Here is a 13946-nt window from a genome sequence, read left to right as displayed (position 1 = left end):
ACAGCGAGCACTACGAACTCGACAACGCCGGCAACCGGACGAGCGAGAGCTACTACAAGGGCACCGACCCGGCCACCCGCACCCTGGTGCGCACGGTCACCCGAACCTATGACGCATTGGGACGCATGCAGAGCGTCTCCGGCCTGCAATGAGCCGCCACAACATGACTACTCGAGCGCCACACTCGGGCGGAGCCCCGCTGAATTGGCATTCGCAGGCGGCGATGGCCGGGGGATTTTGGGGGGACTGCCATGCCTCGGACAGTACGCGATAGAGTAGAGATGTTGGAACGGACGGCGTCTTTCCCCATATAAATCAACTATTTGCGGACAAGTAGGGAACTACGAACCAAGGGGTCGTGGGTTCGAATCCTGCCAGCCGCACCAGAACTTCGGTTCAGATCAACGCCTCAGAGCTCATGGCTCTGAGGCGTTTTTCTTTGCGCTTTCGGAAAACCGGTGGAATGGGCAGCAGCCAAGCTGCTGGGCCGGAGGGAGGCGATTGGAGGCGATTTGCATCGCCCGTTCCCGCTTGAAAAGTCAAAACGCGCGGCACAAAAAGAAATGGCACCGCGAGGGTGCCAAAGAGGCCGACTGAAAGGGAGGGAGGGAGGATGTCGGCCCCGTGAGAAGTCTAGCCCCCTGCGCGGCGCTGGGTTGTAGGACGAAGCCTACTTTTGCAAGCGCAGGTGACAGGGCGGCCGTTTCGCTGCCCACAGACACGAAGAGCGCATGCCCACGGCTTTCATTCGCCGCTGTCACGCATCATGCGGTTGAAGCGCAGCGCCAGCAGCGTGCAGGCCGCCGCGGACAGCAGGTAGACCGTCACCGACACCAGCCCGAAGCGGGCCGACAGGCCGAGTGCCACCAGCGGCGCGAAGGCTGCGCCAATCAGCCAGGCGAGGTCTGCGGTCAGCGCAGCGCCGGTGTAGCGGAAGCGCGGCAGGAAGTTCGAGGTCACGGTGCCGGCGGCCTGGCCGTAGGACAGGCCCAGCAGTGCAAAACCGATCAGCACGAACAAGTCCTGTCCGCTCTTGCCGCCATTGAGCAGCAAGGGGATGAACAGGCTGAATGCCGCGATCAGGCCGGCCAGCAGGCCCAGCGTGCGGCGCCGGCCAATGCGGTCGGCCAGGCGGCCCGACAGCAGCATCGCGGCGCCTGCCAGCAGTGCGCCGACGATCTGCAGCGACAGGAAGCTGCCGACGTTCTGCTGCGAATACAGCAGGATCCACGACAGCGGGAAGATGGTCACGATGTGGAACAGCGCGTAGCTGGCCAACGGGGCAAAGGCGCCAATGAACAGGTTCGGTCCTTGCAGCCCGACCAGGTCGGCCACATTGCAGGGTTCCAGTTCCCGTGCCTGCAGTTCCTGCTCGTATTCATGGGTCACCACCAGGCGCAGCCGGGCGAACAGCGCGACGACGTTGATCGCGAAGGCCGCGAAGAACGGGTAGCGCCAGCCCCAGCTCAGGAAGTCCACCGTCGTCAGGCCGTTCCACAGGTAGGCGAACAGGCTGCAGGCGATCAGGAAGCCCAGCGGTGCACCCAGCTGGCCCAGCATCGCGTACCAGCCGCGCCTGCCTGCGGGCGCATTCATGGCCAGCAGCGAGGGCAGGCCGTCCCAGGAGCCGCCCATTGCCAGTCCCTGGCCAAGCCGGCACAGCGCCAGCAGCACGATGGCCATCGTGCCCGCCTGCTCGTAGCTGGGCAGCAAGGCCATCACCGCAGTGGACGTGCCCAGCAGGAACAGCGCGACCGTCAGCTTGGTGCTGCGGCCGAAGCGGCGCTGGATCTGCATGCCGATCAGCGTGCCTGCGGGCCGCACGACAAAAGCGGCTGCGAACAACGCAAATGCCAGCAAGGTGCCTTCCAGTCGGTCCACGAACGGGAAAAACAGCGACGGGAAGACCAGCACCGAGGCGATGCCGTAGACAAAGAAGTCGAAGTATTCCGAGGCGCGTCCGATGACCACGCCGACCGCGATGTCGCCAGGGGCGACGCTCGGCTCGTTCTGGTGGTCCACCATCGGCACATGGCCGCGGCTGGGCGTTGAAAGGCCTGGGTGCGACAGAGTTTGGGTAGGTGTGCTGCTCATGAGGTGTTATAGGTTGAAATCACTGCACTGAACGCCTGGGGATACCCCGGGTCCTTACCACAAAAAGTACAGTCGGACATTGCGGCAAGAAAGGTCATGGCTTGGACAAAACGTCCAATGGCTTGTTTTGCGCAATCCGCTTACATTCGGCCGCGCTGCACAACTGTCGTTTACCCGTTGGTCTGGTTTCTCCTGATGTTGTTCCCAAAGCCTAGAACTCTCGCCCGCCTGGCTGCTGCGCTTGCTGCGCTGCCCCTGGCGGCCTGCAACATGGTCGTGATGAAGCCCTCGGGCGACATTGCCGCCCAGCAAGCCCAGCTGGTGGTCACGTCCACGCTGCTGATGTTGATCATCATCATTCCGGTGATCGCATTGACCTTGTTGTTCGCGTGGCGCTACCGCCAGTCCAACCAGGAGGCAATCTACACGCCCGACTGGGACCACTCGACCAAACTCGAGTTGCTGATCTGGGGTGCACCGCTGCTGATCATCATCGCGCTGGGCGCGCTGACCTGGATCAGCACACACAAGCTGGACCCGTACCGCCCGCTGGACCGCATCGACGCCGCCCGCGCGCTGCCGGCCGACGTGAAGCCGCTGGAAGTGCAGGTCGTGGCGCTGGACTGGAAGTGGCTGTTCATCTATCCCGAGCAAGGCATTGCGACGGTCAACGAACTGGCCGCGCCGGTGGACCGCCCCATCCGCTTCCGGATCACCGCCTCCACGGTGATGAACTCGTTCTACGTGCCCGCGCTGGCTGGCCAGATCTACGCCATGCCCGGCATGGAAACCTCGCTGCACGCCGTGATCAACCAGGCCGGCGTGTACGACGGCTTCTCGGCCAACTACAGCGGTGCCGGCTTCTCGCACATGCGCTTCAAGTTCCAGGGCCTGTCGGACGCCGACTTCACCAAGTGGGTCGACAGCAACAAGGCCCAGGGCACGCCGCTGGACCGCGCGGTCTACACCGAGCTGGAAAAGCCCAGCGAGCGCGAGCCGGTGCGGCGCTACGCCAGTGTCGACAAGGCGCTGTACGACGCGATCCTGAACCGCTGCGTCGACACCAACAAGATGTGTACCGGCCAGATGATGGCGATCGACGCCGCTGGCGGCTTGGGCAAGGGCAGCGTCACCGGCTTGGCCAGCCGCACCTGGCGCGAAGCCGACCAGACCTATGTCGCGGCCATCTGCACGCCGGAGAATCCGGACGGCCGGCCGCTGCTGGCCCGCCCCTGAGGCTGGCGCGGCCCGCCCCTGAGGCCAGAGACCCCGCTTTTTCCATCTGCCCGCCGCGCGCCTCGGCCGTGACAATGCGCACGGCCGCCGCGGCACCAGTTTTCCGAGATCATGATGTCCGATCCACACGACCTCAGCACGCTCATCTTTGGTCGCCTCAGTCTTGAGGCGATCCCCTATCACGAGCCCATCCTGATAGGCACCTTCATCATGGTCGCGCTGGGCGGCCTGACGCTGCTGGCGCTGATGACGCGCTACCGCGTCTGGGGCCCCTTCTGGCGCGACTGGATCACCAGCATCGACCACAAGAGGATCGGCATCATGTACATCGTGATGGGCCTGATCATGCTGCTGCGCGGCTTCGCCGACGCGTTGATGATGCGGGCCCAGCAGGCCATGGCCTTCGGCGACTCGGCCGGCTTCCTGCCGCCGCACCACTACGACCAGGTCTTCACCGCCCATGGCGTGATCATGATCTTTTTCGTGGCGATGCCGCTGGTCACCGGCTTCATGAACTACGTGGTGCCGCTGCAGATCGGCGCCCGTGACGTGGCCTTCCCGTTCCTGAACAACTTCAGCTTCTGGATGACCGCCAGCGGCGGTGCGCTGGTGATGGCCTCGCTGTTCGTCGGCGAATTCGCCCGCACCGGCTGGCTGGCCTACCCGCCGCTGTCGGGCATCCTGGCAAGTCCTGACGTGGGGGTGGATTACTACATCTGGTCCCTGCAGATTGCGGGGGTGGGCACATCGCTGTCAGGCATCAACCTGATCGCCACCATCATCAAGATGCGCGCGCCCGGCATGACGATGATGAAGATGCCGGTCTTCACCTGGACTGCGCTGTGCACCAACGTGCTGATCGTCGCGGCCTTCCCGATCCTGACCGCCGTGCTGGTGCTGCTCAGCCTGGACCGCTACGTCGGCACCAACTTCTTCACGAACGATCTTGGCGGCAACGCGATGATGTACGTGAACCTGATCTGGATCTGGGGCCACCCGGAGGTCTACATCCTGGTGCTGCCGGTGTTCGGCATCTTCTCTGAAGTCGTCTCCACCTTCTCCAGCAAGCGCCTGTTCGGTTATGCCTCGATGGTCTACGCGACCGTCGTCATCACCATCCTGTCCTACCTGGTCTGGCTGCACCACTTCTTCACGATGGGCTCCGGTGCCAGCGTGAACTCGTTCTTCGGCATCACGACGATGATCATCTCGATCCCGACCGGGGCGAAGATTTTCAACTGGCTGTTCACGATGTACCGTGGCCGCATCCGCTTCGAGCTGCCGATGATGTGGACCGTGGCCTTCATGATCACCTTCGTGATCGGCGGCATGACCGGCGTGCTGCTGGCCGTGCCCCCAGCCGACTTCGTGCTGCACAACAGCCTGTTCCTGATCGCCCACTTCCACAACGTCATCATTGGCGGCGTGGTGTTCGGTGCCTTCGCCGGCATCAGCTACTGGTTCCCCAAGGTCTTCGGCTTCAAGCTGGACCCGTTCTGGGGCAAGTGCTCGTTCTGGTTCTGGGTCATCGGCTTCTACTTCGCCTTCATGCCGCTGTACGTGCTGGGCCTGATGGGCGTGACCCGCCGCATGAGCCACTTCGACGACCCGTCGCTGCAGATCTGGTTTGTCATCGCTGCCTTCGGCGCGGTGCTGATCGCGCTGGGCATCGGCTCGTTCCTGATCCAGCTGCTGGTCAGCTACCTCAAGCGCGAACAGCTGCGCGACCTGACCGGCGACCCTTGGAACGCCCGCACGCTGGAATGGTCGACCTCGTCGCCACCGCCGGATTACAACTTCGCCTTCACGCCGCTGGTGCACGACAACGACGCCTGGCACGACATGAAGCAGCGCGGCCATCAACGCCCGACCAGCGGCTTCAAGGCCATCCACATGCCCAAGAACACGGCCGCCGGCTTCGTGATCTCGGTGATCTGCGCGGCCTTCGGTTTCGCAATGATCTGGCACATGTGGCTGCTCGCCGGCCTGTCGTTTGTCGCGATGCTGGTGGCCGTCATCGTGCACACCTTCAACTACAAGCGCGACTTCCACATCCCGGCTGACGAGGTCACCCGCACCGAAGACGCCCGCACCAAGGCCCTGGCCGCGCTGGCTTGACCTGAAGCCGACCGATCACCTGAGAAGTCCAACATGAGTTCTTCCCCCACGCTAGCCGCCGGCGCCGAAGCGCCGGTCTTCTACGACGACGGCCACCACCACCCCGAGCAGGGCACGCTGCTGGGCTTCTGGCTGTACCTGATGAGCGACTGCCTCATCTTCGCGGTGCTGTTCGGCTGCTACGCCGTGCTCGGTCGCAGCTATGCGGCCGGCCCGTCGGGCGCCGACCTGTTCGACCTGCCGCTCGTCGCGGCCAACACCGCGATGCTGCTGTTCTCGTCCATCACCTACGGCTTCGCGATGCTGCAGATGCAGGCTGGCCGCAAGAACGGCGTGCTGCTGTGGCTGGGCATCACCGGCCTGTTCGGTCTGGCCTTCCTCAGCTTGGAGCTGTATGAATTTGCCCATCTGATCCATGAAGGTGCCGGCCCGCAGCGCAGCGCCTTCCTGTCCTCGTTCTTCACGCTGGTCGGCACCCACGGCCTGCACGTCACCTTCGGCATCATCTGGCTGGTGACGCTGATGGTGCAGGTCAACCGGGGTGGCCTGATCCTCGAGAACAAGCGCCGCCTGGTCTGCTTGTCGATGTTCTGGCACTTCCTGGACGTCGTGTGGATCGGCGTCTTCACCTTTGTCTACCTGATGGGCACGCTGCCATGAGCGACCACCGCACCCACGTCGTCGAGACGAACTCCCACCTGCAAAAGCGCGGTCAGGGTCACCATGACCATGACGACCACCACGGCGACATCGCCTACCACGCCAGCTTCAAGGGCTACCTGGTCGGCTTCCTGCTGTCGGTCGTGCTCACCGCCATTCCGTTCTGGCTGGTGATGGCCAAGGTGCTGCCGTCCTCCGGGGCCACCGCGGCCGTGATCCTCGGCTTTGCCGCGGTGCAGATCGTCGTGCACATGGTGTACTTCCTGCACATGAATGCCAAGGTCGAAGGCGGCTGGTCCATGCTGGCGCTGATCTTCACCGCTGGCGTCGTCTTCATCATGTTGTCGGGTTCGATCTGGGTGATGTACCACCTGAACACCAACATGATGCCGATGCACGACATGCGCACCGCGCCGTAACGGTGCCCCCAGACCTGTCGCTGGGCGTCAGGCCCCCCGAGGGGGATGAGGAAACCTGGGGCGGCCCGGCGTTTCCTCGTGCGAGCGCACGCCAGGCACATGACGCAGGGCGCTGACGCCGCGCACACGCCGCGCGGGCGGCTGGCGCTGTTCGTGGCCCTGCTGGCCGGCGGGCTGGTGCTGGCCGGGCTGCTCGCGCTGGGCACCTGGCAGGTCAAGCGCCTGGCCTGGAAGCAGGACCTGATCGCCCGCGTGACGCGCCAGCAGGTCGCCCCGCCGGTGGCTGCACCGGTCCAGGCCGACTGGCCGGCGCTGAACCGCAACGCCGACGAATATCGTCGCCTGCAGTTGCAGGGCGAGTTCGACCACAGCCGCGAAACCCTGGTGCGTGCCAGCACCGAATACGGCACCGGCTACTGGGTGCTGACCCCGCTGCGCACCCGCCAGGGCTTCTGGCTGCTGGTCAACCGCGGCTACGTGCCGCCCGAGTTCCGCAGCCGCGAAAGCCGGCTGGCCACCGAGCCGCAAGGCCCGCAGGTGCTGACCGGCCTGCTGCGGCTCACCGAACCCAAGGGCAGCCTGCTGCAGGCCAACGAGCCGGCGGCAGGGCGCTGGTATTCGCGTGACGTGCAGGCCATTGCCGCCGCGCGTGGCCTGAACGGTCTGGTTGCCCCGTATTTCGTCGACCAGGCCTTGCCGCCCGGAGCTGCAGGCACCGACGGCACACCCGAGACCTGGCCGCGCGCAGGCCTGACGGTGCTGAACTTCAGCAACAATCACCTGGTTTACGCCGTCACCTGGTTCACCCTGGCGGCCATGCTGGCCGCAGCGCTGATCTGGCTGTCCCGCCGGGCCTGGCAGCGGCAACTTCCTGCCGCCACCACCGCCCATGCCGCTCCTGACCCCGCTGACCATCGCCGAGGCTGAGCCTACGCGGCCCACTGCCGAAATCGGCCGTGCGCCCGAACGCCTGGCCGGCCGCAAGAACCTGCTGCAGCTGATCCAGCTGCGCTGGGTCGCCGTGGCAGGCCAGCTCGCCACCATCGGCACCGTGCAGCTGGTGCTGGACCTGGCGCTGCCGATCCGCGAAATGCTGATCCTGCTGGCCTCGCTGGCGATGTTCAACCTGGCCTGCGGCCTGCGGGCCCGCGCCAGCCGCGAGATCAGCCAGGCCGAGCTGTTCGCCGGCCTGCTGGTGGACGTGCTGGTGCTCACCGGCCAGCTGTTCTTCAGCGGCGGCATCACCAACCCCTTCGTCTTCCTCTACCTGCTGCAGGTGGTCGTCACTGCCGTGCTGCTGAGCACGCCGTTTGTCTGGGCCATGGTCGGCCTCACCTCGCTGTGCCTGGTGGCGCTGACCCAATGGCATCACCTGCTGATCCTGCCGGACCTGGACGACTCGCCGCTGTCCATGCATTACATCGGCGGCCTGCTGATGTGTTTCCTGATCAACGCTGCGCTGCTCGTGATCTTCATCGGCCGCATCGGCAGCAACCTGCGCCAGCGCGACGCTCGCCTGGCCGACCTGCGCCAGCGCGCCGCCGAAGAGGGCCACATCGTGCGTATGGGCCTGCTGGCCACCGGCGCGGCCCACGAGCTGGGCACGCCGCTGGCCACGCTGTCGGTCATCGTCGGCGACTGGTCGCGCATGGCGCCGTTTGCCGGCGACCCGGAGCTGCGCGAGGAAATCGAGGAAATGCAGGCCCAGCTCAAGCGCTGCAAGACCATTGTCAGCGGCATCCTGATGGCCGCCGGCGAGGCCCGCGGTGAATCACCTGTGCTGACCACGCTGCATGCCTTCCTGGACGAACTGGCCACCGAATGGCAGCTCACGCGCCAGCCAGCCGAATTCGTCTACGAGCGCAGCGACGCACCCGACCTTCCCATCGTGTCGGATACCGCCCTGAAGCAGATGATCTGCAATGTGCTGGACAACGCGCTGGAAGCCGCGCCGCAGGGCTTGTTGCACCTGCTGGCGAGCTGTGAAGACGACATGCTGGTGCTGCGCGTGCAGGACCAGGGCCCTGGCTTTGCCGAGGACATGCTGGCCCACTTCGGCCAGCCCTACCAATCCACCAAGAACAAGCCTGGTCGTGGCCTGGGCCTGTTCCTGTCGGTCAACGTGGCCCGTTTGCTGGGCGGGCGCATCATGGCCCGCAACCCGGCCGAGGGTGGTGCCGAGGTCAGCGTGACGCTGCCGCTGGCCAGCCTCACGTTGCAGAAATCCGAAAGAAGCCGCCATGGACACTGAACCGCAACTGCTGATCGTCGAGGACGACGACGCGTTTGCGCGCACGCTGGCCCGCTCCTTCGAGCGCCGCGGCTACGAGGTGCGCCGCGCCGCCAGCCTGGACGGCGTGCAGGCCTTGCTGCCGCTGCACAGCCCCGAATACGCCGTCGTCGACCTCAAGCTCGCCAACGGCTCTTCAGGCCTGGCCTGCGTGCAGGTGCTGCTGGCGCACAACCCGGAGATGGTGGTGGTGGTCCTCACCGGCTATGCCAGCATCGCCACCGCGGTCGAAGCCATCAAGCTGGGCGCGCGCCACTACCTGGCCAAGCCGGCCAACACCGACGACATCATTGCCGCCTTCGACCGCAGCGAAGGCAACACCGAAGTGGAGCTGACCGAGCGCACCACGTCCATCAAGACGCTGGAGTGGGAACACATCCACGACACGCTGGCCGCGACCAATTTCAACATCTCCGAAACCGCGCGCCGCCTGGGCATGCACCGCCGCACGCTGGCGCGCAAGCTGGAGAAACAGCGGGTCAAGTGAGGCACTGTTGCGGCCTTTGTCGCAAAGCCGCCAATCACGGCAGGCCTCGCACCGGCGGATGCCGGCCATGCCGGCGCTGCAAGCCCTTGATTTTGCAAGACCTTGGCGCGGCCCGGCACGCCTGGCACCGAAGCTGCAATGGCAGGCACGAACCGCCTTGTTTGTTCGTCGCTCAGCCGGGAGGCCCGTCATGTCCGCATCGCTCCAAGCCAAGATTGCCCAGGTCTTCGATGAACCCGGCTGCGACAAGAACCAGGGCAAGAGCGAGAAGGAACGCAAGAAGGGCTGCACCAAGCAGCTCACGCCTGGCGCTGCGGCCGGCGGCTGCGCCTTCGACGGTGCCAAGATTGCGCTGCAGCCCATCGTCGACGTGGCCCACCTGGTGCACGGCCCCATCGCCTGCGAAGGCAACTCCTGGGACAACCGCCACAGCGCGTCCTCCGGCTCGCAGCTCTACCGCACCGGCTTCACCACCGACATCAACGAGCTTGACGTGATCTACGGCGCCGAGAAGCGCCTGTTCAAGTCCATCCGCGAGATCTGCGAGAAGTACGACCCGGCCGCCATCTTCGTCTACCAGACCTGCGTCACCGGCCTGATTGGCGACGACATCGAAGCCGTGTGCAAGCGCGCCGCCGAGAAGTTCGGCAAGCCGGTCATCCCCGTCAACGCACCCGGCTTTGCCGGCCCCAAGAACCTGGGCAACAAGCTGGGCGCCGAGGCCCTGCTGGATTACGTGATCGGCACCGTCGAGCCCACGCACACGACGCCTTACGACATCAACATCATCGGCGAGTACAACCTCTCGGGTGAGCTCTGGCAGGTCAAGCCGCTGCTGGACGCCCTGGGCGTGCGCATCCTCAGCTGCATCTCGGGCGATGGGCGCTACGCCGAGGTGGCCTCGGCCCACCGAGCACGGGCCAACATGATGGTCTGCTCCAAGTCCATGATCAACATCGCCACGCGCATGCAGCAGCGCTGGGACATCCCGTTTTTCGAGGGCTCGTTCTACGGCATTGGCGACATGAGCGAGACGCTGCGCGAGATCGCCCGGCTGCTGGTGGAGCGCGGCGCGCCGGCGGAGCTGCAGGACCGCACCGAGGCCCTGATTGCGGTGGAAGAGGCGAGGGCCTGGGAGCGCATCCGCGCCTACAAGCAGCGCCTGGCCGGCAAGAAGGTGCTGCTGATCACCGGCGGCGTGAAGAGCTGGAGCGTGGTTGCCGCGCTGCAGGAAGCTGGCCTCGAAGTGGTGGGCACCAGCATCAAGAAGAGCACCAGGGAAGACAAGGAAAAGATCAAGCAGATCATGGGCGAAGAGGCCGATGCCCACATGATCGACGACATGACCCCGCGCCAGATGTACGCCATGCTGCGCGAGGCGAAAGCGGACATCATGCTCAGCGGTGGCCGCAGCCAGTTCGTGGCCCTCAAGGCCCGCATGCCCTGGATGGACATCAACCAGGAGCGCCACCACGCCTTTGCCGGCTACGAAGGCATGGTCACGATGATTGCCGAGATCGACAAGGCCTTGTTCAACCCGATGTGGGCCCAGGTGCGCACGCCCGCGCCCTGGGAAACGGTGGATCCGCTGCTGGTCGAGCAGGACGCCGCACAGCTTGCCGCCGAAGCGGCTGCCTGAATCAGCCGAGGCCCGCGCTGGGGGTCACGCGAAGGTCCACAGTTCCCGCGCCTGGTCGGCCAGGCGGGTGGGCACGCTGCCGCCCAGGCCCACCGCCGCCGGTCGGGCCAGCATCTTCTCGAAGACTTCCTGTACCTGTTTCGGGCGGACGGCCAGCAGGCGCTCCAACCCTTCATTGGCGTCCCGCAGTTCGCCGAAGGTGAACAGCTCCTGCGCCGCCGCTTCCAGCCGCCGGCTCGGCTGCTCCAGCCCGCGCAGGAAGCGCACCTGCATCTGCCGGCGCGCACGCGCCAGGCCCACCTTGTTCGGCCCCTCGTCTGCCTGCCGGCGCAGCAGGCGCGCCACCTCGGTGAACAGCTCGGCCGCCTGCCTGGAAGCGGTGGCGGCCTCGATCACGAACTGCCCGGTCATCGGCAGCACATCGGCCGTGCAGGCCGCGTAGTACGCCAGCCCGCGCCGCTCGCGAATTTCGTCGAGCAAGGGCGAGCTCATGCCTTCGCCCAGCAGCGCAGCGGCCAGCACATGGGCCACGTGGCGCTTGTCCGTCAGCTTGGGGGTTTCGAAGCCCAGCACCACCTGGCACTGCGAGCTGCCGGCCAGCCGGCATTGCTGGATGCCACCCACCCAGTCCGGCGCCGTGGCCAGGTTCGGTTCGCCGCGCGGCATGCCGCCAAAGGCCGCTTCCACGGCGCGCAGGAAGGCATCGGGTTCGACCGGCCCGGCCGCGGCCACCACCACGTTGCAGGCGCCATATTGCGCCTGCACATAGCCCAGCAGGTCCTCGCGGCTGAAGCGCTCGATGTTCGCGCGCAGGCCGATCACCGGCCGGCCCGCCGCATGGCGCCGGCCGTAGCAGGCGCGGTCGAAAGCCTGGAAGGCCACGGCGGCCGGGTCTTCCTCCACCTCCGCCAGCTCGTGCAGGATGACCTGGCGCTCGCGCTCCAGCTCGTCCGCCGGGAAGCTGGGGTTCAGCACGATGTCGGCCAGCAGCGGCACGAAGCTCAGCAGGTCCTCGGCCAGGCCTTCGATGTGGAAGGCGGTGTGGTCCTTGTCGGTGTGCGCATTGACCTCGGCGCCCAGGCGCTCGGCGTCCAGGTTGATGCGCTGGCAGTCTCGCGTGGCCGTGCCCTTGAAGGCCATGTGTTCCACCACGTGGCTGATGCCGGCCAGGCGCTGGCTCTCATGCAGGCTGCCGGTGCGGATGTACACGCTCAGCGACACGGTGGAGCGCCACGGCATGGGCAGCGCGACCACGCGCAGCCCGTTGGGCAAGGTGGCCAGATGGGGGGCGGGCAGGGCAGGCAGTGACACGGGCAAGGGGCTCAGGGCGGACCAGAGGTGAACAAGGGGCGCAGTGTCGCCGAGCCAGCGTCGGTTTGTCTCAAACCCTTCAAAAGCCATGCTGGAGTGGACTGCCAGCGGCTCTTGATGATTTCCGCAAGTGGCTGATTCATAAGGGAATATTCGCTGGCATCAAACCTGCAAATGCAGCCCCTGAGTCGGTTCAGGAGCACCCATGGCCCATGTCAGCGAGAGCAAGAAAGCCTGCGCGGTCAACCCGCTGAAGATGAGCCAGCCGCTGGGCGCCAGCTTCGCCTTCATGGGCCTGGCCAGCTGCATGCCGGTGATGCATGGATCGCAGGGCTGCACCTCCTTCGGCCTGGTGCTGCTCGTGCGCCACTTCAAGGAGGCCATTCCGCTGCAGACCACGGCGATGAACGAAGCCACCACCATCATGGGTGGCTACGACAACCTCGAGAAGGCGCTGCTCAACATCCGCAGCCGCACCCGCCCCGCGCTCATCGCCATCTGCTCCACCGGCCTCACCGAGACCAAGGGCGATGACGTGCTGGGCTACATCGCGCTGGCCCGCAAGAAGCACCCCGAGCTGGCCGACACCGAGATCGTCTACGTCTCCACGCCCGACTACAGCGGCGCCTTCCAGGACGGCTGGGCCAAGGCGGTCACGGCGCTGGTCCAGCAGGTGCCGCAGGAAGAGGCTGCACCGCGAGACCCGCAGCGCATCAACGTGCTGCCCGGCTGCCACCTCACGCCGGGCGACATCGACGAGCTGCGCGAACTGATCGAAGCCTTCGGCCTGCAGCCCGTCTTCGTGCCGGACCTGTCCGGCTCGCTGGACGGCCACATCCCCGAAGACTGGCTGGGCACCACGCTGGGCGGCACGCCACTTCCTGCATTGCGCACGCTGGGCACGGCGGCCCACACCCTCGCCATTGGCGAGCAGATGCGGCCGGCCGCCGAGGCCCTGCAGGCCCGCTGCGGCGTGCCCTTCACGCTGTTCGAGCGCCTCACTGGCCTCACCGCCACCGACGCGCTGGTGCAGCAACTCGCCCGCCTCTCCGGCCAGCCCGTGCCCGAGCGCATCCGCCGCCAGCGCAGCCAACTGGTGGACGCGATGCTGGACGGCCACTTCCACTTCGGCAACGTGAAGGTCGCATTGGGCGCTGAGCCGGACCTGCTGTTCGCCGCCGGCAGCATGCTCGCCGAGATGGGCGCCGAGCTGGCGGTCTGCGTCACCACCACCGCCTCGCCGCTGCTGGCCCGCATGCCGTCGGCCGAGGTCGTCATCGGCGACCTGGAGGACTTCGAGCAGGCTGCGCAGGCGGCCGGCTGCGACCTGCTGATGACCCATTCCCACGGCAGGCAGGCGGCCGAGCGCCTGGCCAAGCCCCTGTTCCGCTTGGGCCTGCCCATCTTCGACCGCATCGGCAATGCGCATCGCTGTTACGTCGGCTACCGCGGCACGCGCCAGTTCGTCTACGAAGTGGGCAACCTGCTGATGGAACAGATCCCCCACCACGGCCCGGCCGACTGGCCGCTGCCCGCCGCCGCGCTGGCCGCCGCCCAGGGCCAGCCGCAGCCCATGCCCGTCTTCAGCACCTTGCCTGACCCGGCCGTGCAGCACCTCAGCACCGAGATCCCCCGCATCTCCCACCCCCCGCGCGGCAGCTCGGTGGCCGAAGCCTCGGTCTGAGTCGTCCC

The 13946-nt window shown here is 66.2% G+C and carries 11 protein-coding genes; 9 read left to right on the top strand and 2 right to left on the bottom strand.

Features of this window, described 5'->3' with window-relative positions; all coding sequences use genetic code 11:
• Nucleotides 1-744 precede the first annotated feature (744 nt).
• Nucleotides 745-2025, bottom strand: coding sequence for an MFS transporter (locus tag LRH25_RS23690; protein ID WP_170200937.1), 1281 nt, complete (start codon nt 2023-2025; stop codon nt 745-747).
• A gap of 264 nt (nt 2026-2289) precedes the next feature.
• On the opposite strand from LRH25_RS23690, the gene cyoA reads away from it, so the two are divergent.
• The 8 genes from cyoA (at nt 2290) to nifE (ending at nt 10943) form a co-directional block, all read left to right on the top strand.
• A complete protein-coding gene (gene cyoA / locus LRH25_RS23685; RefSeq protein WP_141288687.1) occupies nt 2290-3330 on the top strand; it encodes a ubiquinol oxidase subunit II in 1041 nt (346 codons plus the stop codon).
• Between the two features lie 114 nt (nt 3331-3444).
• Nucleotides 3445-5448 (top strand): cytochrome o ubiquinol oxidase subunit I, encoded by a 2004-nt coding sequence (gene cyoB / locus LRH25_RS23680; protein WP_141288685.1) that lies wholly within the window; start codon nt 3445-3447, stop codon nt 5446-5448.
• A 33-nt stretch (nt 5449-5481) separates the two neighbouring features.
• Nucleotides 5482-6108: a cytochrome o ubiquinol oxidase subunit III gene (gene cyoC, locus LRH25_RS23675; protein WP_141288683.1), complete on the top strand. Its 627-nt coding sequence runs from the start codon at nt 5482-5484 to the stop codon at nt 6106-6108.
• Complete coding sequence (gene cyoD / locus LRH25_RS23670; RefSeq protein ID WP_141288681.1) at nt 6105-6527, top strand: cytochrome o ubiquinol oxidase subunit IV; 423 nt, start codon at nt 6105-6107, stop codon at nt 6525-6527. The genes cyoC and cyoD overlap by 4 nt, the downstream gene beginning before the upstream one ends.
• Nucleotides 6528-6626: 99 nt before the next feature.
• A complete protein-coding gene (locus tag LRH25_RS23665; RefSeq protein WP_231012464.1) occupies nt 6627-7454 on the top strand; it encodes an SURF1 family protein in 828 nt (275 codons plus the stop codon).
• Complete coding sequence (locus LRH25_RS23660; RefSeq protein ID WP_141289891.1) at nt 7417-8778, top strand: ATP-binding protein; 1362 nt, start codon at nt 7417-7419, stop codon at nt 8776-8778. The genes LRH25_RS23665 and LRH25_RS23660 overlap by 38 nt, the downstream gene beginning before the upstream one ends.
• A complete protein-coding gene (locus LRH25_RS23655; protein ID WP_141289892.1) occupies nt 8768-9304 on the top strand; it encodes a response regulator transcription factor in 537 nt (178 codons plus the stop codon). The genes LRH25_RS23660 and LRH25_RS23655 overlap by 11 nt, the downstream gene beginning before the upstream one ends.
• Nucleotides 9305-9494: 190 nt before the next feature.
• The gene (gene nifE / locus LRH25_RS23650) at nt 9495-10943 is read left to right on the top strand and encodes a nitrogenase iron-molybdenum cofactor biosynthesis protein NifE (protein ID WP_141289893.1); all 1449 of its coding nucleotides are present in this window, start codon (nt 9495-9497) and stop codon (nt 10941-10943) included.
• A 24-nt stretch (nt 10944-10967) separates the two neighbouring features.
• Here the strand turns inward: nifE and LRH25_RS23645 are convergent, their stop codons facing one another.
• Nucleotides 10968-12254 carry a M16 family metallopeptidase gene (locus tag LRH25_RS23645; RefSeq protein WP_231012462.1) on the bottom strand — a complete coding sequence of 429 codons (1287 nt, stop codon included), beginning with the start codon at nt 12252-12254 and terminating at the stop codon, nt 10968-10970.
• Nucleotides 12255-12459: 205 nt separating this feature from the next.
• Here LRH25_RS23645 and nifN point away from each other — a divergent pair, with 205 nt between their 5' ends.
• Nucleotides 12460-13938 (top strand): nitrogenase iron-molybdenum cofactor biosynthesis protein NifN, encoded by a 1479-nt coding sequence (gene nifN / locus LRH25_RS23640; protein ID WP_141289924.1) that lies wholly within the window; start codon nt 12460-12462, stop codon nt 13936-13938.
• The last annotated feature ends 8 nt before the right edge of the window (nt 13939-13946 follow it).

The sequence above is a fragment of the Ideonella azotifigens genome, assembly GCF_021043325.1.
Taxonomy (GTDB): Bacteria; Pseudomonadota; Gammaproteobacteria; order Burkholderiales; family Burkholderiaceae_C; genus Ideonella; species Ideonella azotifigens.
This window is presented reverse-complemented; position numbering and strand designations above follow the sequence as displayed.

Bases quoted from the DNA above. Each gene is read 5' to 3' on its own strand.
- LRH25_RS23690 (WP_170200937.1), bottom strand. From the start codon at position 2,025: ATGGTGGACCACCAGAACGAGCCGAGCGTCGCCCCTGGCGACATCGCG.
- cyoA (WP_141288687.1), top strand. From the start codon at position 2,290: ATGTTGTTCCCAAAGCCTAGAACTCTCGCCCGCCTGGCTGCTGCGCTT.
- cyoB (WP_141288685.1), top strand. From the start codon at position 3,445: ATGTCCGATCCACACGACCTCAGCACGCTCATCTTTGGTCGCCTCAGT.
- cyoC (WP_141288683.1), top strand. From the start codon at position 5,482: ATGAGTTCTTCCCCCACGCTAGCCGCCGGCGCCGAAGCGCCGGTCTTC.
- cyoD (WP_141288681.1), top strand. From the start codon at position 6,105: ATGAGCGACCACCGCACCCACGTCGTCGAGACGAACTCCCACCTGCAA.
- LRH25_RS23665 (WP_231012464.1), top strand. From the start codon at position 6,627: ATGACGCAGGGCGCTGACGCCGCGCACACGCCGCGCGGGCGGCTGGCG.
- LRH25_RS23660 (WP_141289891.1), top strand. From the start codon at position 7,417: ATGCCGCTCCTGACCCCGCTGACCATCGCCGAGGCTGAGCCTACGCGG.
- LRH25_RS23655 (WP_141289892.1), top strand. From the start codon at position 8,768: ATGGACACTGAACCGCAACTGCTGATCGTCGAGGACGACGACGCGTTT.
- nifE (WP_141289893.1), top strand. From the start codon at position 9,495: ATGTCCGCATCGCTCCAAGCCAAGATTGCCCAGGTCTTCGATGAACCC.
- nifN (WP_141289924.1), top strand. From the start codon at position 12,460: ATGGCCCATGTCAGCGAGAGCAAGAAAGCCTGCGCGGTCAACCCGCTG.